Source organism: Sphaerisporangium fuscum (genome assembly GCF_018531465.1).
GTDB lineage: Bacteria > Actinomycetota > Actinomycetes > Streptosporangiales > Streptosporangiaceae > Sphaerisporangium > Sphaerisporangium fuscum.
On the sequence record NZ_JAHDTF010000028.1, the window covers coordinates 31,961 to 50,545 of the forward strand.

Annotated in this window: 12 protein-coding genes; 5 read left to right on the forward strand and 7 right to left on the reverse strand. The window is 71.6% G+C overall.

Annotated elements, in window-relative coordinates:
• The first annotated feature begins 36 nt into the window (after positions 1-36).
• Both KIK05_RS48385 and KIK05_RS32340 read left to right on the forward strand, forming a co-directional pair.
• The gene (locus KIK05_RS48385; protein WP_308250200.1) at positions 37-1,605 is read left to right on the forward strand and encodes a sensor histidine kinase; all 1,569 of its coding nucleotides are present in this window, start codon (positions 37-39) and stop codon (positions 1,603-1,605) included.
• A 181-nt stretch (positions 1,606-1,786) separates the two neighbouring features.
• Positions 1,787-4,987 carry a family 78 glycoside hydrolase catalytic domain gene (locus KIK05_RS32340; RefSeq protein WP_214414628.1) on the forward strand — a complete coding sequence of 1,067 codons (3,201 nt, stop codon included), beginning with the start codon at positions 1,787-1,789 and terminating at the stop codon, positions 4,985-4,987.
• 147 nt (positions 4,988-5,134) lie between these two features.
• Here the strand turns inward: KIK05_RS32340 and KIK05_RS32345 are convergent, their stop codons facing one another.
• The 4 genes from KIK05_RS32345 to araA form a co-directional block, all read right to left on the reverse strand.
• The gene (locus KIK05_RS32345; RefSeq protein ID WP_214414629.1) at positions 5,135-5,989 is read right to left on the reverse strand and encodes a carbohydrate ABC transporter permease; all 855 of its coding nucleotides are present in this window, start codon (positions 5,987-5,989) and stop codon (positions 5,135-5,137) included.
• Positions 5,986-6,855: a carbohydrate ABC transporter permease gene (locus tag KIK05_RS47395; protein WP_214414630.1), complete on the reverse strand. Its 870-nt coding sequence runs from the start codon at positions 6,853-6,855 to the stop codon at positions 5,986-5,988. The genes KIK05_RS32345 and KIK05_RS47395 overlap by 4 nt, the downstream gene beginning before the upstream one ends.
• Positions 6,856-6,999: 144 nt before the next feature.
• Entirely contained in the window at positions 7,000-8,364 is a 1,365-nt protein-coding gene (locus tag KIK05_RS32355) for an ABC transporter substrate-binding protein (protein ID WP_214414631.1), read from the reverse strand.
• A gap of 27 nt (positions 8,365-8,391) precedes the next feature.
• Complete coding sequence (araA, locus tag KIK05_RS32360; protein WP_214414632.1) at positions 8,392-9,891, reverse strand: L-arabinose isomerase; 1,500 nt, start codon at positions 9,889-9,891, stop codon at positions 8,392-8,394.
• 649 nt (positions 9,892-10,540) lie between these two features.
• On the opposite strand from araA, the gene arfA reads away from it, so the two are divergent.
• The 3 genes from arfA to KIK05_RS49105 all read left to right on the forward strand — a co-directional run bounded on the left by arfA (position 10,541) and on the right by KIK05_RS49105 (position 15,265).
• Positions 10,541-12,037: an arabinosylfuranosidase ArfA gene (arfA, locus tag KIK05_RS32365; protein ID WP_214414633.1), complete on the forward strand. Its 1,497-nt coding sequence runs from the start codon at positions 10,541-10,543 to the stop codon at positions 12,035-12,037.
• A gap of 158 nt (positions 12,038-12,195) precedes the next feature.
• Positions 12,196-14,229, forward strand: a complete 2,034-nt coding sequence (locus tag KIK05_RS32370; protein WP_250563834.1) for a nuclease-related domain-containing DEAD/DEAH box helicase — start codon at positions 12,196-12,198, stop codon at positions 14,227-14,229.
• A 580-nt stretch (positions 14,230-14,809) separates the two neighbouring features.
• Positions 14,810-15,265 carry an Lrp/AsnC family transcriptional regulator gene (locus KIK05_RS49105; RefSeq protein ID WP_214414635.1) on the forward strand — a complete coding sequence of 152 codons (456 nt, stop codon included), beginning with the start codon at positions 14,810-14,812 and terminating at the stop codon, positions 15,263-15,265.
• A gap of 81 nt (positions 15,266-15,346) precedes the next feature.
• Here KIK05_RS49105 and KIK05_RS32380 read toward each other — a convergent pair whose 3' ends face one another.
• Genes KIK05_RS32380 through KIK05_RS32390 form a run of 3 tightly spaced genes read right to left on the reverse strand, consistent with a single transcriptional unit; the run spans position 15,347 to position 18,551 of the window.
• Complete coding sequence (locus KIK05_RS32380; RefSeq protein ID WP_214414636.1) at positions 15,347-16,330, reverse strand: N-acetylglucosamine kinase; 984 nt, start codon at positions 16,328-16,330, stop codon at positions 15,347-15,349.
• A gap of 58 nt (positions 16,331-16,388) precedes the next feature.
• A complete protein-coding gene (locus KIK05_RS32385) occupies positions 16,389-17,663 on the reverse strand; it encodes a 6-phospho-beta-glucosidase (protein WP_214414637.1) in 1,275 nt (424 codons plus the stop codon).
• Positions 17,664-18,551 carry a carbohydrate ABC transporter permease gene (locus KIK05_RS32390; protein WP_214414638.1) on the reverse strand — a complete coding sequence of 296 codons (888 nt, stop codon included), beginning with the start codon at positions 18,549-18,551 and terminating at the stop codon, positions 17,664-17,666. It abuts the gene before it with no gap.
• Between the last annotated feature and the right edge of the window lie 34 nt (positions 18,552-18,585).

Below are 18,585 nucleotides of genomic sequence, written 5' to 3' on the forward strand. Positions count from 1 at the left end.
GAGGCGTCGCGGGGGTGTATCCGAGGACGGGAGCGGGTGGAGGCGGTGCCGGGGCGCGCGCAGGGGCCGGAGGGGACCGCAGCGGACGCGGTGGAGGCCGGCGTGGATCCGGTGCCGCTGAGGAGGTGGGCGGCGCGCCGGCCCGCACGCTGGTCGGTGCGGCTGCGTGCCACCGTCGCGGCCACCCTGATCGTCGCCGTGGCGCTGGGCGGGGCCGCGGTGGCGTTGAACCGGGTGCTGGGCACCAGCCTCGAACAGAGCGCCGCGGCGGAGGCCTCGTTGAAGGCGGTTCGCGTGGCGGACACCCTGGCGGTCACGGCCCTGCCGGCGATCCCCGCTGCGGGAGCGGGCGGCACGCCGTGCGTCCCGGCCACGACCTCGGACGAGACGCCCGGCGTCCCCGCCGGGGATCCTGCCCGCGCGCCAGGCGTCCCGGCCGCAAAACCGAGCGGCGCGGCCGGGTCCTCTGCTGGAGGGCCGGGTGGTACGGCCGGCAGCTCCGCCGCCGGGGCGGGTGGCGCGGCCGGGGCCGTCGCGGACCCCGATGTCCAGGTGGGGCGTCTCTCCACGGCCGCGGTTCCCGGCGTGAGCGTTCAGGCCGAGGAGTACGACGCCGGCTACGCCTCCGTCACCACGACCGTCGACACCTCCGCCGGTCCCGTGCTGGTCACCGCCCGCAGCTCGCTCGCCCCCGCGCGGACCGCGCTGAGCGTCCTGAACCGCATGCTGGTCTTCGGGATACCCGCCCTGCTGCTGCTCGTCGCGGCGATGACGTGGTTCCTCGTCGGCAAGGCGCTGGTCCCGGTGTCCGGCATCCGGGAGAAGCTGGCGGACATCACCGCCCGCGACCTGCACCGGCGGGTGCCCGTGCCCCACGCGCGGGACGAGGTCGCGGCGCTCGCCCGTACGGTCAACGCGACCCTCGACCGCCTGGAGAACGCCGTCGAGCAGCACAAACGCTTCGTCGCCGACGCGGCCCACGAGCTGCGCAGCCCGATCGCGACGCTGCGCACCCGCCTGGAACTCGTGGCGCCCCCGACGGGCCGTGAGGCGCTCGCCGACGTGGAGCGGCTGCAGGCGCTGGCGGCCGACCTGCTCCTGCTCGCCCGCCTGGACGCCGGGGAACCGCCGGGCGACGCCGTGGTCGACCTCGGTCAGGTCGTCGTGGAGGAGGCGCTGCGGCCCCGGCCCCGCCGCGAGGTCCCGGTGCGCCTGGACCTCCAGCCGGACGTGCTGGTCCGGGGCTCCCGCGCCCAGCTTGCGCGGCTGGTGACCAACCTGGTCGACAACGCCGTCCGGCACGCCTCCTCCGCCGTGGACGTACGGGTCGTGGCCGCCGCCGGCGTGGTGCTGCTGGAGGTCCGCGACGACGGGCCGGGCATCCCGCCGGAGCATCGGGCGGCCGTCTTCGACCGGTTCACCAGGCTCGACGGGGCGCGGGCCAGGGACGAGGGCGGAGCGGGGCTCGGCCTGGCGATCGTCCGGGAGATCACCGGGCTGCACGGGGGGCAGGTGTCGGTGGCGGACGGCGGACCGGGCGCCTGCCTCCAGGTACGCCTCGCCGAGGCCCCGTCCGTGGCTCCCGTCCCCGAAATGATCGCCTGAGGGCAAGCGTGACGTCAGGGTCTCCCGTTCTTAAATCGTGTTAACGCTCAATCGGCCGCGGCGGCTTCACGATCGCCCAGGTGCGCTATTGACGGGCCTGTTTGATCGATTTAATGTCCTTCACGGCGTTGAAACGTTTTATCCCCCCAGCATTCGACGCCATCCGAACAGGAAGGGCAGCATGAGAGCCTTCTTGATGGCCGCGTTGGTCCTGGTGGTGGCGGCGGTGCCCGCCGAGGCCGCGGCGCGGGTCACCGATCTGCGGGTCACCGATCTCGAGACCGAACACGCCTCCGCGCCGATGGCGGTCGCCGAGGCCAGGCCCAGGCTGGGCTGGCTGCTTCGCGCGGGCGGCCGAGGGCAGCGGCAGACCGCCTACCGCATCACCGTCGACGACCAGGACGGCGACCGGGTCTGGGACTCGGGCGAGGTCAGGGACGCGCGCTCCTACGACGTGCGCTACGCCGGCCCCGCCCTGCGTCCCGCCCGCAGGTACACCTGGCGGGTGAAGGTGGCCGACGCCAGGGGCGTATGGTCCGGCTGGAGCGAGCAGGCCTCGTTCGAGACCGCGCCGGCGGCGGGCGGCTGGACGGGGACCTGGATCGGCGCGCCCGCCGGCGACGCCCCGAGGCCCGACCTGACCGGCGCCGACTGGATCTGGTACCCCGAGGGCGACCCCGCCTCCGACGCCCCGGCGGCCACGAGGTACTTCCGGGGCTCGTTCGACCTCTCGGCCGTCCCCGGCGTCGCCCGGCTGATCATGACCGCCGACGACGGCTTCACCGCCTGGGTCAACGGTGTCGAGGTCGGCTCCAGGGAGGCCTCGCCGGAGCAGGAGAACTGGCGCCGCCCGATCGTGGTGGACGTCGCCGGGAAGCTCCGTCAGGGGCGCAACACCATCGCCGTCCAAGCGGCCAACGGCAGGCCCGGCCCCGCCGGCCTCATGGGCAGGCTGGAGCTCCCCGGACGCCGGATCGACACCGGCGGCGCCTGGCGAACGGCCGACGCCGAGCCGCGGGACGACTGGAAGAGCACGACCTACGACGACTCGGCCTGGCCGGCCGCCAAGGTGCTCGCCCCCTGGGGCGGCGGCCCCTGGGGGAAGGTCACACCCGAGCGTCCGGCCCTGCCCGAGCCGCTGCTGCGCCGCGACTTCCGCCTCCTGGGCAAGGCCGTCTCCCGGGCCCGCCTCTACGCCGCCGGCGCGGGGTACGTCGAGCTCAGCCTCAACGGCAGGCGGGTCGGCGACGAGGTGCTGGAACCCGGCTTCACCAGGTACGACAAGCGCGTCCAGTACGTGACCCGCGACGTCACCCGCCTGCTGCGCCACGGCGGCAACGTGATCGGCGCGCGGCTCGGGCGGGGCTTCTACGGGATGACCCAGCAGAACGTCTGGAACTGGAACGACACGCCCTGGACCGCCGAGCCCCGGATGCTCGCCCAGCTCGTGGTCACCTACCGCGACGGCAGCACCCAGACCGTCGCCAGCGACGGCACCTGGCGCTACTCCGAGGGCCCGGTGCGCTTCGACTCGCTGTACGGCGGCGAGACCTACGACGCCCGGCAGGAGCAGCGCGGGTGGGACGCCCCCGGGTTCGACGCGAGCTCCTGGAAGCCCGCCGGCACCCTGCGCGCCCCGGCCGGGGCGATCGTCCCCGAGGAGCAGGAGCCGATCAGGGTCGCGGCCACGCTGCGGCCGGAGTCGGTCACCCAGCCCACGCCGGGCACCTACGTCTTCAAGCTGCCCCGCAACATCGCCGGATGGGCCCGCATCCGGGTGCACGGCCCCGAGGGCGCCAAGGTCGGCCTGAAGTACGGCGAGCGGCTGAACGAGGACGGCACCGTGCAGGCGGTCAGCGGGCACGTCAGCGGCCGTTTCCAGACCGACGAGTACATCCTCGCCGGCCGCCCCGGCACCGAGACCTGGGAGGCCCGCTACACCTACAAGGGCTTCCAGTACGTCCAGGTCACCGGCTGGCCGGGCGACGCCCCCACGGTGGACGACCTCGACGGCCGCGAGGTGCACTCCGACCTGACCCCCGTCGGGGAGTTCCACAGCTCCAACCCGCTGTTCGACCAGGTCCGCGCCATGACGCTGCAGACCGTGCGGAACAACTGGCACGGCATCCCGACCGACACCCCGATGTACGAGAAGAACGGCTGGACCGGTGACGCCCAGCTCATGGCCGAGATGCAGATGTCGGAGTTCGACCTGCGGCGGCTGTTCACCAAATGGATGACCGACCACCGCGACAGCCAGGGGGTCGACGGCCTCGTGCCGGCGATCGTCCCCGACAACGGCTGGGGTCTCGGCGCGGGCTGGCACGCGCCGCCGTGGCACGCGTCCTTCACCGTGATCCCGTGGCTGATGTACGAGCGGTACGGCGACCGCGACCTGCTCGCCGAGAACTACCCGGCCATGCGCACCTACCTGGACAACTGGCTCAAGCGCTCCGACACCGGCCTGTACTCCAGCACGCTGAACGACTACCTCGCGCCGGGGTACGGCGGCAACAGCCCCGAGGACATGCGCCTGGCCGGTACCGCCTACACCTTCATGAACGCCCAGATCCTCGCCAAGGTGGCCGACACCCTGGGCCAGGGCGCCGACGCCACCCGCTACCGGGCCGCCGCCGCGAAGATGAAGGACGCGTTCAACACCGAGTTCCTGCGCGGCGACGCCTACGTCACCAGGAGCGACCCGGACTACCGGCAGACCTCGGCGCTGATCGCGCTGGCCCTCGGCCTCGCGCCGCAGGAGTCGGAGAAGGCGATCACCGACCGCCTGGTCCGCGACGTCCAGGAGCGCGGCGACCACCTGAACACCGGCGCGCTCGGCACGAAGTACCTGCTCACCGAGCTCACCGCGCGCGGCCACGGCGACCTGGCCTATCGCGTGGCGAACCAGCGCACCTACCCGAGCTGGGGCTACTGGGCCGCCAACGGGGCGACCACGTTGTGGGAGCGGTGGGACACCGGCGCCCGCTCGCGCGACCACGTCTTCCTCGGCGGCGCGATCGGCGAGTGGTTCTACGAGGACCTGGCCGGCATCCGGCCCGCGGCGCCCGGCTACGACCGCGTTCTGATCGCGCCCCGGCCGCTCGGCGATCTGACCTTCGTCGACGCCGCCACCCGCACCCCGCACGGCCCGGTGAAGGTGCGCTGGAAGCGGTCCGGGGGCGTCTTCCACCTCGAGGTGGACGTCCCGGTCGGTGCGGTCGCCGAGGTCCGGGTGCCCGCGGCCTCGGCGGCGGAGGTCACCGAGAGCGGCAGGGCCGCCGGCACGGCCCCGCAGACCCGGCTGCTCGGCGCCGCCGACGGCCTGGTCCGGATCGAGGTCGGCTCCGGCTCGTACGCCTTCACGGTGCGCGCCGCCGGATGAGCAGGACCTTCACGGTGCCCGCCCTCAGGTGAGCGGGACCTGACGCCCCCCTCGCGACGGCCGGGCCGCGAGGGGGGCCGGTGTTCGGCTCGTCCGTCGCGGAGGGAGAGAGGACCGCACGCGGACGAGCCGGGCCAGGACGCGGCGCTACTTCAGGCTGCCCATGGTCAGGCCGCCTCTCCAGTAGCGCTGCAGGAGGAGGAAGGTCACCACCAGCGGCACGATCGACACCAGCGCGCCCGTGATGACCAGGTTGAACAGGTTTGTGCCGCTCTGGATCATCGCCGCGGCGTACCACGACTGCAGGCCGACCGTCAGCGGGTACAGCTGCGAGCTGCTCAGCATGACCAGCGGGAGGAAGAAGTTGTTCCAGGTGGCCACCATCGAGAACAGCAGCACCGTCACCAGGGCGGGCTTCAGCACCGGCAGCACCACCCGCGCGAAGGTGCCGAACTCCCCGGCGCCGTCGATCCTGGACGCCTCCAGCAGCTCGTCGGGCACCGACTCCTGCACGTAGACCCGCACCAGGTAGACCCCGAACGGGTTGAGCAGGGAGGGCAGGATGACCGCCCAGACCGTGTCGATCATGTGGAGCTTGCTGAGCAGCAGGTACGTCGGGATGACCAGCGCCGTCGACGGCACCATGATCATGCCGAGCAGCGCCGCGAACAGGAACCGTCGGCCCGGGAAGCGGAACTTCGCGAAGGCGTACCCGGCGAAGGTCGCCACCGCGGTCGACCCGACGCCGCCCGCCAGGGAGTAGAGGATGGTGTTGCCGAGCCACCGCAGGTAGGCGCCGTCGCTCTGTGTGAACAGCTGCCCCAGGTTGTCGAAGATCGAGGCCGGGTGGGCGAACCACAGCACCGCGCTGCCGAACAGGTCGTCGGTGCTCTTGGTGGCGGCGACCATCAGCCACCAGAAGGGGATCAGGAAGTAGACGCACACGACCACCATGAAGATCTTCACGGCGGCGTTGCCGCGCGGATTGACCGTGCTGCTCACCGCAGGCCGCTCCTTCGTCGGGTAAGGAACAGGAAGGCGTAGGACCCGACGAAGACGACGGTGCCGAGCGCGAACGAGATCGCCGCCGAGTAGTTGAAGTCGGAGTACTGGAACGCCATGTTGTAGGCGTAGACGTTCGGGGTGAACCCGCCGCTGATCGCCGTGCCCGCGATGGGCCGCAGCACCTGCGGCTCGGTGAAGAACTGCAGGGTGCCGATGATGGTGAACACCATCGCCAGCACGAGCGCCGAGGAGATCATCGGCACCTTGACCCGCAGGGCGGTGGTCACCTGCCCCGCGCCGTCGAGGGCTGCCGCCTCGTACACCTCGCGCGGCAGGCCCTGCAGCGCGGCGTACAGCACGATCATGTTGTAGCCGGTCCACTGCCAGGTGACGACGTTGCCGAGCCCGAGCATGATCAGGTCGGTCGACAGGAGGTTCACCTTGCCGAGGCCGAGCGCCTCGGTCAGGCCCGTGACGGGGCCGAGGTTCGGGCTGAACAGAAAGCCCCACATCAACGCGCCGATCACCGCGGGCACGGCGTACGGCATGAACAGGGTGAGGCGGAACAACTTGGCCAGCCGGCCGGTCACCGCGTCCAGGATCAGTGCCCCCAGCAGGGCGAGCCCCAGCATGATCGGGATCTGCACCAGGCCGAAGAGCAGGACGCGCAGGACGCCGCGCCGGAACTCGGGGTCGGCGAAGGCCTTGGCGTAGTTGGCGAGGCCGACGAACTGCTCGCCGGCCACCAGGGTGGTGCGTTGCAGGCTCAGCCACAGCGAGTACGCCAGAGGGGTCACCAGGAAGGCCAGCATGACCAGCACGAACGGGCTGACGAACAGCAGGCCGATGAGTCGCTGGTTCACGAGGGGCCGCGGTCGCCGTCCCGGAGGGACGGCCGTCACGGCCGGTTCCGGTCGGGCGAGCTGAACGGAATCCATCGGGGGGTTCTCCTCGTTATGAGGGCCGGGCGGGCGGCGTCATCGGCCCGCCCGGACCACTCTGACCTGCTAGGACGGGGACGCGGGGGAGACGGTGAAGCCCTGCTGCCTGGCGTAGTCACCGACCTTCTGCTGCAGGGTGTCGAGGGCGCCCGACCAGGTCGTCTTGCCCGCCACGGCCTGACCGAGCTGCTCGGTCAGCTGGTTGTAGGCGAAGTCCTGGAAGGGACTCCAGTCGAAGCGCGTCAGCCCGTCGGAAGCGGGGACGAAGACCTGGTTGACCTTCTGGTCGCCGAAGAAGGAGTAGGTCTTGTCCTTGAAGTAGTCCCCCTGGAGGACCTTGGTGGCCGTCGGGAACAGGAAGGCCTTGTCGATGCCGATCTTCCAGGCGGCGTCGCTGGAGGGCGTGGCGCCGGTGCCGTACAGCTCCCGCGCGACCAGCGTGGCCTCCTTGGGGTGCTTGGTCTGGTCGGTCACCGAGAAGGCCGAGCCGCCCCAGTCGCCCTGGTCGTTGCCGCCGGCCGTCCACTGCGGCAGCGGCGCGGCGCGCCACTTGCCGGAGGTCTTGGCGGCGACGCTGGACAGGTAGCCCGGGCCCCAGCCCGCGGCCAGGTAGGTCGCGTACTTGCCGGAGGTCAGGCCCGCGTAGAAGTCGGGGGTGCCGTACGCGGTGGGGTCGGCCAGCTTGGCCGACACCATGCCGCTCCAGTACTCCATGACCTTCTTGGCGTTGGCGTCGTTCAGGGTGACGCCGACGCTGGGCAGCTTGGCGGCCGAGTAGGTGTACGGGCGCGAGCCGGCCTGCCAGAACAGGCCCTGCAGCCAGCCGGCGGCGTCGGGGCTGGTGCCGAAGGCGGTGATGAACTTCGAGGGGTCGGCCTTCTGCAGCTTCTCGGCGGCCTGCTTGTACTCGTCCCAGGTCTTGGGGACGGGCAGCTTGTACTTGTCGAAGATGTCCTTGCGGTAGAGCATCGCCATGGGGCCGCCGTCGACGGGGATCGCGTAGACCTTGTCCCCGTCGCTGGCCTGGTTCCAGGCCCATTCGGCGTAGGCGCCCTTGTCCTCGTTGGCGCCGTACTGCCCCATGTCGAGCAGGTGCTTGGTGATGTTGATCGTGGGCAGTTCCTGGAACTCGATCATGACGACGTCCGGGGCGCCCGTGCCGGCCTTCAGCGCGGTCTTGAGCTTGGTGTACTCGTCCTGGCCCACACCCGCCTGGACCCAGTCGACCTGGACGTCCTTGTGGGTGGCGTTGAAGTTCTCGACCACGGACTTGAACTCGGGGTACCAGGCCCACACCTTGATGTGGACCGGGCCCGAGGCCTTGTCCGCCGAGGCGTCGCCGGCGGAGCTGGACGGTGATCCGCCGCAGGCGGCCGACAGCAGTCCAAGAGTGAGCGCGGCGACGCCCAGGGCGCCGTTCCGGAGTTTCATGCCTTGTTCCTCATCTTTCCGGGGGGATCAGAGCCCCTGGGCCAGGCGGTAGTACGCCTGGTTCCAGCGGAGCTCCTTGGTGAACTGCCGCGTCGTGGTCTCCCGGTCGATCAGCAGCAGTTCGACGCCGAGCATGTCGGCGAAATCGTTGAGCTCCTCCGCGCCGACGGCCGACGACAGCACCGTGTGGTGCGGCCCGCCCGCGATCAGCCACGACTCCACAGAGGTGCGCCAGTCGGGCATCGCCTTCCACACCGCCCGGGCGACGGGCAGGCTGGGCAGCGGCTCGAGGGGGTCGACGACCTCGATCTCGTTCGCCACCAGGCGGAAGCGGTCGCCCATGTCGGCCAGGCCCACGACCACGGCCGGCCCCGGCCGCGCGTCGAAGACCAGCCGCACCGGGTCCTCGCGGCCGCCGATGCCGAGCGGGTGGATCTCGCACGAGGGGGTGGCGGCGGCGATGGACGGGCAGACCTCCAGCATGTGGGCGCCGAGCACGAGCTCCTCGCCCGGCACCAGGTGGTAGGTGTAGTCCTCCATGAACGACGTGCCGCCCGGCAGACCGGTCGCCATGACCTTCAGGGTGCGCAGCAGCACCGAGGTCTTCCAGTCGCCCTCGCCGCCGAAGCCGTAGCCGTCGGCCATCAGCCGCTGGACGGCCAGGCCGGGGAGCTGGCGCAGGCCGCCGAGATCCTCGAAGTTGGTGGTGAAGGCGGTGAAGCCGCCCGCCTCGAGGAAGCCGCGCAGCCCGAGCTCGATGCGCGCGCCGTACCTCAGGGAGTCGTGCCGCTCCCCGCCCGCGCGCAGCTCGGCCGCCACCTCGTAGGTGTCCTCGTACTCCTTGACCAGCTCGTCGACCTGGGCGTCGGTCACGGCGTCGACCTCGGCGACCAGGTCGTTGACGCCGTAGGTGTTGACCGAGACGCCGAAGCGCCGCTGCGCCTCCACCTTGTCGCCCTCGGTGACCGCCACGTCGCGCATGTTGTCGCCGAACCGCGCCAGGCGCATGGTGGCGGCCTCGGCCCGGCCGGCCGCCGCCCGCGCCCAGGCGCCGACGCGCTGTGCCACCACCGGGTCGCTGACGTGCCCGGCGACGGTCTTGCGCGGCACGCCGAGCCTGGACTGCACGTACCCGAACTCGCGGTCGCCGTGGGCGGCCTGGTTGAGGTTCATGAAGTCCATGTCGATGGTGTCCCACGGCAGGGCCGTGTTGGCCTGGGTGTGCAGGTGCAGCAGCGGCTTGCGCAGCGCGTCCAGGCCGCTGATCCACATCTTCGCGGGGGAGAAGGTGTGCATCCAGGCGACGACGCCGATGCAGGCGTCGTCGGCCCCGGCTTCCAGGCACACCCGCCTGATGGCATCGGCGCTGGTGAGCACCGGCTTCCACGTGACCGTGAACGGCAGGGAGTCGTTCAGCTCGGACGCGATCCGCCGCGACTGCTCGGCGACCTGGTGCAGCGTGTCCTCGCCGTACAGCCCCTGGCTCCCGGTGAGGAACCAGATCTCGCGCTCGTCACGCGGCTTCATCGATGAACTCCCGTCCGTTGTGCTCGTGGTCGTGTGATTCCTGGCGGGTCCCGGGCGTGGCCGGGCGCCGATGCGGATCGGCGTGGCCCTCACGGAGGGCCGTAGAGGAGGTCATGTCCCATCCCAACCGGGCGTCGTTTTGTTAGCGCTCACTTTCCGGCTGCCCATACCGGTGTGCCTTTCGGTAGGGCAAGGCTAACCGGGGCGCGAGCGCACTCCTGCGCCGGATGGTCCTGCTCGGCGGCCCGGTGCCTCGGGCCGCACCGCCTGGTCGGACACCGGGACGGCTGGGGTGACGGCCGGTCCGGGGCTGGTTCGACTGTCATGGGCCCTCGCTGTCTGTCCCGTGCGGTGGATCCGAGTGTTTGCGATAACAGAACAGGGTGTCAATAGTTTCGTTTCACATTCCCGTAACCGTCGGGAAACGACTCCGTTCGAGGCGGAGACCAGCACTCCCGTGCGTGCCATGCCCGGGCCGGTCTTGACCGGAGGGGTTGGGAGCGCTAACAATCAGGCCCACCGATGAACGGCCGCGACATGCGAGCGGCCCCCGACAGCGGCGGGACGAGGAAAGGCGGGCGGCGCCGGCGGCGGCCGCGCGAGGCGCCTGCCAGGACCGCCCCACACCCCCCGGCCAGGAGGCAGGCCCATGCACAAGGCGTACCTGACGATCGATCCGGCGTTCCGCGTCGCCCCCGTCCGGCGGCGCACCTTCGGCACCTTCGTCGAGCATCTCGGGCGCTGCGTCTACACCGGCATCCACGAGCCGGGGCACCCCACCGCCGACGAGGACGGCTTCCGCGGCGATGTACTCGAGCTCACCCGCGAGCTGGGCGTCACCACCGTCCGCTACCCCGGCGGCAACTTCGTCTCCGGGTACCGCTGGGAGGACGGCGTCGGCCCGGTCGCCGAGCGGCCCGCCCGCCTCGACCTCGCCTGGCACAGCACCGAACCCAACACCGTCGGCACCGACGAGTTCATGCGCTGGGCCGCCAAGGCCGGCGTCGAGCCGATGATGGCCGTCAACCTCGGCACCCGGGGCATCCAGGAGGCGCTGGACCTCCTGGAGTACTGCAACATCCCCTCCGGCACCCGCCTTTCCGACATGCGGGTGAAGAACGGCGCGCCGGACCCGTACGGGATCAGGATGTGGTGCCTCGGCAACGAGATGGACGGGCCCTGGCAGACCGGCCACAAGACCGCCCGCGAGTACGGCAGGCTCGCCGCCGAGACCGCCCGCGCCATGCGCATGGTCGACCCGGGCCTGGAACTGGTCGCCTGCGGCAGCTCCGGCTCGGCCATGCCGACCTTCGGCGCCTGGGAGGCCGAGGTCCTCGCCGAGACCTACGACCTGGTCGACTTCATCTCCTGCCACGCCTATTACGAGGAGAAGGACGGCGACCTCGGGAGCTTCCTGGCCTGCTCCACCGACATGGAGCATTTCATCGCCTCCGTCGTCGCCACCGCCGACCACGTCGGCGCGAAGCTGAAGTCCCGCAAGAAGATCAACCTCTCCTTCGACGAGTGGAACATCTGGTACCTCAGCCGGTTCCAGTCGCAGGAGCCCCCGCGTGACTGGCCGGTCGCGCCGCCGCTGCTGGAGGACCACTACCACCTGGCCGACGCCGTCGCCTTCGGTGGCCTGCTGATCACGCTGCTGCGCAACAGTGACCGGGTCACCGCCGCCTGCCTGGCCCAGCTCGTCAACGTGATCGCGCCCATCGTGACCGAGCCCGGCGGCCGGGCCTGGAGGCAGACCACCTTCCACCCGTTCGCGCAGGCCGCCCGGCACGCCGCCGGCGACGTGCTGCGCACCGAGATCTCCTCGCCGTTGTACGACACGGCCGAGTTCGGCGAGGTCCCGCTCCTGCACGCCGTCGCCACCCATTCCGAGGAGACCGGTGAGATCGCCGTCTTCGCGGTGAACCGGTCCCTCGACCAGCCGCTGGAGCTCACCCTCGGCACCCGCGCCTTCCCCGGCGCCCGCGTCGCCGAGGCCACCACGCTCTGCGGCCCCGACGTCTACGCCCGCAACACCGCCGACGACCCCGGCCGCGTCACCCCCCGCCCCAACCCCGACGTCCAGGACGGCCGCGTCGTCCTTCCGCCCGTCTCCTGGAACGTCATCCGCCTCACCACCGCCTGAACCCGCCCGGCAGCCCTTCCTTATGAGGCCAAGGGCTGTCGGCCGGCCGTGATTGTTGCTATCTGTTGTAGATCGTTAACTTTCACGGCGGTCCGAGAGGCGAGATGGTTGCTGGTGGATCGGCAAGGGCGAGAGCGGGACTGGCGCGCGAGTACGCGATGGACCTGTGGCGCCGCTACCGGGAGGCCTACCGGCTGGCGGGACGGTACGAGGCGGCCGCGGAGTCCGAGCGCAAGGTCGCCGCGACGCTCCTGACCCTGACCGGCCGCGGGTGGCGGCTTCTGGTCGACCGGCGCTGGCCGGGCACGCGCTCCGCCAACGTCGACATGATCCTGATCGGCCCGGGCGGCGTCTTCGTCATCGACGTCAAGAAGTGGCGGCACCCTCCGGAGGTCGTGGACGGGCATCTGACCGCCGGAGGCGAGAGCCGCGGCGCCGAGGTCGACAAGCTGCTCGCCATGACCCGCACGGCGGAGCGTCATCTGGCCTCGCTCGGGATGTCGCCGATCGCGCTGCGGCCCGTCATGATCTTCGCCGGGCACCGCCTGGACGAGACCCTCGGACGGGTGCGCCTCCTCGGTGACCAGCAGGCGGCGCCGGCGCTGATCGCCGAGCCGGCACGGCTGACGGCGCCGATGGTGAGGGCGGTGACCTCTCATCTGGAGGAGGTCTTCCCGGCGTACGAATCGCCCGTGTTGGGAGAGGGGGATCGGGACGACACGCCGCCGGCGGAGGCCGACCCCCTTTTCGACCGTGAGGAGATCGAGCGGGCGGCGCTCAGAGCCGTCCTGGACGCCCCCATCGAGCGCTGGATGACGTTCCTGCACCCCGAACAGGTCGCGCTGGCCCGCCGCAACTGGAACGGGCCGGCCCGCGTCAGCGGCCCGGCGGGCACGGGGAAGACTGTGGTCGGCCTGCACCGGGCCGCCTACCTGGCCCAGCACGGCACGGGCCGGATCCTGTACGTCACCTACGCGCGCAACCTGCCTCGGGTGCAGAAGCAGCTGTTCCAGCGGCTCTCCCCGGCGACGGCGGACCGCGTGGAGTTCGTCAGCCTGCACGCCTGGGCCCAGGCGCTCCTCGCCGAGCGCGGCGTCCCGTCGGCGCTCAACCGCAAGGGAGCGGAGACGGCCTTCTCCATCGCGTGGTTGCGGACCGGCAGGGACAGCCCCCTGGCCGAGGTGGACCCCTTACCGGGGTACTGGCAGGACGAGATCGACTACATCATCAAGGGCAGAGGCATCGGTTCCCTGGAGGAGTACCGGACGGTGCTCCGGCACGGCCGCCGCACAGCCCTGCACGCCGCGCAGCGGGAGGCCGCCTGGCTGCTGTACGAGGAGTACGAGCTGATCAGGGGCGAGCGAGGCGTCCACGACTTCAACGACGTCCTTTCGATGGCCCTGCGCGAGCTGCGGGCCAGGCCCGCCGATCCGCCCTACACCGCCGTGATCGTCGACGAGGTCCAGGATCTCACCCTGGTCGGGCTGAGGCTGCTGCACACCCTGGTCGGCGACGCGCCCAACGGGCTCCTGCTGATCGGGGACGGCCAGCAGGCGGTCTACCCCGGCGGGTTCCGGCTCTCCGACGCCGGGATCACGGTGACCGGGCGGGGCGGCGTGCTGCGGACCAACTACCGCAACGCCTCGGAGATCTTCGACGCCGCCGTGGAGATCGTCTCGGCCGATCCGTTCGACGATCTGGAGGAGTCACGGCCGAACGGGCGGCGCGAGGTGGAGACGACGTATCACGACGGCCGGGTGATCAGGGCGCAGGCCCAGGACGACGTCGAGCACGACCGTCTGCTGGTGGAGGCGCTGCGCCGGCTGCCGGGCCAGGTCCCCGGTGACGGGGGCGGGCCGCTCTCCGGCGCGGCCGTGCTGTGCCCGGCCATCCGGGACGTCCAGCACTACCATCGGCTCCTCACTCGCGCCGGCATCCCGGTCCTCCGCCTCGAGGACTACACCGGACATCCCGTGAACGCGGTGAAGCTCGGCACCTACCGGCGGGCCAAGGGCCTGGAGTTCAAGTATGTCTTCCTGCCCCACCACGACGCCCTGACCCGCGCCCTGGACGGCGGCAACGCCGCCGACCGGGAACGCTCGGAGATCCTGCGCCGTCAGCTGTTCGTCGCGATGACCCGTGCCCGCGATGTGCTGTGGCTCGGCTCGGTGGCAGGGAACCGGGGCGATTAGCGCGGACGAAAATCGCCTCTTTTTCGGCTCTCCTGTCGTCGTGAATCAGTGAGGTCCCTTATTCGGCCGGACGGCGGCGGCCGTTGCGATTCGATATCGCTCCGCCGGGAAAGATCCGGTTTAACTATAATTGTCAGTGAGCGTGCGCAGGCGATGTCACCGCAGGGGCCGAGGACGGGAGTTGCGCCCTTGACATTCGATCCCCCCATTCATCTCGCAGGCGATCAACTGGGCGTCCGTTTTCCGGAGCGGCAAGAATTCAACCGAGAATCGCGAAGCATCGTCGATCGGCCCATCCGGTTCGACTCGCCGCTGCGGGCGTGCTGCGTGCCGGCGGCGTGGCTCGATGATCCGGTGACACGAGAGAGATCGCGTGAATTCTCCGGACGGCACGACATCCGCTTCAGGGGAGAGGCCTGCGTCCGGGCGGGAGCGTTCGTGACCGGCGCCACCGCCGGTCGTGGCGGAAAGGCGGGCGGTGGCGGTGGGCCCTCCCGTGGGTGAAACGGCCGGCGGGCGCGATCGTGCCGTGGCCGCGCGGGGGACCAAATGGGTCGTCAGGGGCACTACCGTTTACGGGGTGGAGGAGATCGATCGGCAGATCCTGACGTTACTGGCCGCGGACGGCCGGATGAGCTTCACCGACCTGGCCAAGGAGACCGGGCTCTCGGTGTCCGCCGTTCACCAGCGCGTGCGCAGGCTCGAGAAGCGGGGGGTCATCCGCGGGTACGCCGCGCTCGTCGACCACGACGCCGTCGGGCTGCCGCTCACCGCGTTCGTGTCGATCAAGCCGATCGACCCCGCCGCGCCCGACGACGCCCCCGAGAAGCTCGAGCACCTGACGGCCATCGAGGCCTGCCACAGCGTGGCCGGCGACGAGAGCTACATCCTGAAGGTGCGCGTGGAGTCGCCGATCGCGCTGGAGCACCTCCTGCAGCAGATCAGGGCCGCCGCCAACGTCTCCACCCGCACCACGATCGTCCTGAGCACCCCCTACGAGCACCGCACCCCCGACCCCGGCCACGGCACCTCCTGACCCCCGCCGCGTCCCTCGCCCGCCGAGCGGAGCGAGGCCATCGAGCGCGGCCCGGACGGGGGCTTCGTCCGGGCCTGGGGGTCACACCGGGGCCGAGACCGGTTCGGTGAAGCTCGCGCGGAGGCGTGCGGCGGCGGCGGCCGGTGCGCCGAGGTGGTCCAGGCCGAGCAGGGCGGCGCCCACGATCGGAGGCACGTCGGTGACCACCAGCGTCGCCGAGGGCGCCTGCGCCGCGTACCTCTCCTCCACCAGTGCCGTCAGCAGCGGGTCGCGGGCGGTGAGCACCCCGCCGCCCAGCACCACCTCGCACGGCTGGGCGAGCATGCCGAGGCGGCGCAGTGCGACCACCCCCATGACGGTCACCTCGTCGGCCTGGCGTTCCACCAGCGAGCGCGCCACGGCGTCCCCCTCGCGCGCCGCCGTGAGCAGCGCCGGCACGAGGCCGTGCAGCCGCTCGGCCGCGATGTCGCCGAAGTGCAGCCCGAGGACGACCTCCTCGGCGGACCGCGTCCCGAAGTGCCCGCGCAGGGCCTCCAGCAGGAGCGTCGCCGGCCCGCGGCCGTCCTCGGCGCGCACGGCGTGCCAGAGCACCTCCTCGCCGAGGCCGAAGCCGCCGCCCCAGTCCCCGCTGATCTTCCCGAGCGCCGGGTAGCGGGCGACCGCGCCGGACGGCGCGACGCCGACCGCGTTGATCCCGGCGCCGCACACCACCGCGACCCCGTACGCCCGGGACGCCCCCGCGCGCAGCAGCGCGAAGGTGTCGTTGCCCACCACGACCTCGCGGCCGTACCCCCGGGTGAGGATCTCCTCGCGCAGCAGGTCCTCCTCGACCGGCAGGTCGGCCCCGGCGACGTAGGCGGCCACGTGGTCGGCGTACGGGGGCCGGGCCGCCTCGCCGAGGGCGTGCCGCACCGCCTCGCCGATCACGTCGATCGCGGCCGGCACGCCGGCGCTCTGCGGGACGAACCCCGGGCCCCGGCCGCGGGCCAGGACCGTTCCGTCCTCGGCCACCAGAGCGATGTCCGTCTTGCTGTTGCCCCCGTCGACCGCAAGAACGGTCCTCATCGGTTCTCCTCCCTCGCCGTGCCCGCTTCCCCGTGCCCGCCCGCCGCGGGCGCGGTCCTCACGCCGGCACCGTCCCGCCCGCCGCCCAGGGGAGGAAGGGACGGTTGGCGGCGATGAGCCGCTCCGCGAGGTCCGCCGCCAGGGACGCCTGGCCGACGAGAGGGTGGGCCAGCAGGGCGTCGGTCACCCGGTCGGCGCCGCCGTGCAGGGCCGCCTCCAGGGCCAGCGCCTCGTAGGCGGTGACGTGCGCGATCAGCCCGGCGTACAGCGGCTCGACCGGGTCGACGGGCAGCGCCGCCGCACCGGAGGCCCCCACGCGGGCGGGCACCTCGATCACCGCGTCGTCGGGGAGGAACGGCAGCGTGCCGTCGTTGCGCAGGTTGACCACCTGCGTGTCGCCCCGGTCGCCGAGAAGGGAGGCGATCAGCGCGACGGCCGCCTCGGAGTAGAACGCCCCGCCCCGCTTCTCCAGCAGCTCGGGCTTGGTGTCGACGGCCGGGTCGGCGTACATGGCGAGCAGCTTCTCCTCCATGGCGGCGACCTCGGCCGCCCGCGAGGGCTTGGACCGCTGCTCGGTGACGACGGCGTCGTGCTCGTAGTAGTAGCGCAGGTAGTACGACGGGATGACGCCGAGCCTGCGGATCAGCGCCGCTGGCAGGCCGAGGCTCCCGGCGATCTCCTCACCGTGCTCGGCGAGGATCCTCGGCAGGATGTCCTCCCCGTCGAGGTACACCGCCCGTTCCCAGGTGAGGTGGTTGAGCCCGACGTGCCCGAGCGAGATCCGTTCCGGGGCGACCCCGAGGGCGGCGGCGAAGCGCCGCTGGAACCCGATCGCGACGTTGCACAGGCCGATCGCCCGGTGACCGGCCTGCAGCAGCGCGCGGGTGACGATGCCGACGGGGTTGGTGAAGTCCACGATCCACGCGTCGGGAGCGGCCTTGGCGACGCGCTCGGCGATGTCGAGCACGACGGGCACGGTGCGCAGGGCCTTGGCCAGCCCACCGGCCCCGGTCGTCTCCTGGCCGACGCAGCCGCACTCGAGAGGCAGGGTCTCGTCCACGTCGCGCGCGGCCTGGCCGCCGATCCGCAGCTGGAGCAGGACGGCCTGGGCGCCGGCGGCGCCGTCCTCGACGGTGGTGGCGGTGCTCACCGTGGCCGGGTGCCCGGCGCGCCGCAGCATGCGCTCGGCCATGCCCGCCACCAGCGACAGGCGGCGCTCGTCCGGGTCGACCAGCGCGATCTCCGACAGCGGCAGCTCGTCGCGCAGGCGGGCGAACCCGTCGATCAGCTCGGGCGTGTAGGTCGAGCCGCCCCCCACAACGGCCAGTTTCATTTACTTCACTCCTGTCAGCTTGACGCCTTCGATGAACGCCTTCTGGGCGAAGAAGAACACGATGATCACCGGTGCCATGGCCAGCAGGGTGGCGGCCATGGTCAGGTTCCACTGGACGCGGTGCACGGCCCGGAAGGACGCCAGGCCGAGCGACAGCGTCCAGTGCGCGGTGTCGGTCCCGGCGTACAGCAGCGGGCCGTAGTAGTCGTTCCAGCAGTAGAAGAACTGGAACAGCGCCACCGCCGCGATGGCGGGCCGGGCCATCGGCAGGATGACCCGCATCAGCGTGCGGAACTCCCCGCAGCCGTCCACCCGCGCCGCGTCGGAGTACTCCTTGGGGATCGTGACCAGGAACTGCCGCAGCAGGAAGATCGAGAACGCGTCGCCGAGCAGCATGGGCAGGATCAGCGGCCAGAGCGTCCCGGTGAGGTGGAACCGTGCCCAGATCAGGTACACCGGCACGGCGACGACCTGCGGCGGCAGCATCATGGTGGTGATGACCAGCAGGAACGCCAGTCTGCGGCCTCGGAAGCGCAGCCTCGCCAGCGCGTAGGCCACCGGGATCGAGGAGACCAGCGTGAAGGCCGTGCCGAGCAGCGAATAGAGCAGGGTGTTGCCGATCCAGGTGAGCAGCGGCGCCTTCTCGAAGATCTCGGCGAAGTTGCCCCACTGCCACTGCCGGGGCCACAGCTGCGAGGTCAGGGCCTGGTGGTCGGTCATCAGCGCGGTGAGGGCGATGAACACCAGCGGGCCGAGGAACATGATCGTCAGGGCGATGGCGAGCGCGTGGGTCGCGATCCACTGCAGGGTGAGGCGGCCGCGCCGGCCGCGTGGCCGCGCGGCGGCGGGCCGTCGCGCCGTGGGCGACGGCGTGAGGGTCAGGGTCACCGGGAAGCCCTCCTTCGTGCGGGCGCCGTCGTGG

What these genes read in the sequence shown, in the direction of transcription:
- KIK05_RS32380 (WP_214414636.1), bottom strand. Translation starts at nt 16,330, where the DNA reads ATGAGGACCGTTCTTGCGGTCGACGGGGGCAACAGCAAGACGGACATC.
- KIK05_RS32385 (WP_214414637.1), bottom strand. Translation starts at nt 17,663, where the DNA reads ATGAAACTGGCCGTTGTGGGGGGCGGCTCGACCTACACGCCCGAGCTG.
- araA (WP_214414632.1), bottom strand. Translation starts at nt 9,891, where the DNA reads ATGAAGCCGCGTGACGAGCGCGAGATCTGGTTCCTCACCGGGAGCCAG.
- arfA (WP_214414633.1), top strand. Translation starts at nt 10,541, where the DNA reads ATGCACAAGGCGTACCTGACGATCGATCCGGCGTTCCGCGTCGCCCCC.
- KIK05_RS32340 (WP_214414628.1), top strand. Translation starts at nt 1,787, where the DNA reads ATGAGAGCCTTCTTGATGGCCGCGTTGGTCCTGGTGGTGGCGGCGGTG.
- KIK05_RS32370 (WP_250563834.1), top strand. Translation starts at nt 12,196, where the DNA reads ATGGACCTGTGGCGCCGCTACCGGGAGGCCTACCGGCTGGCGGGACGG.
- KIK05_RS32355 (WP_214414631.1), bottom strand. Translation starts at nt 8,364, where the DNA reads ATGAAACTCCGGAACGGCGCCCTGGGCGTCGCCGCGCTCACTCTTGGA.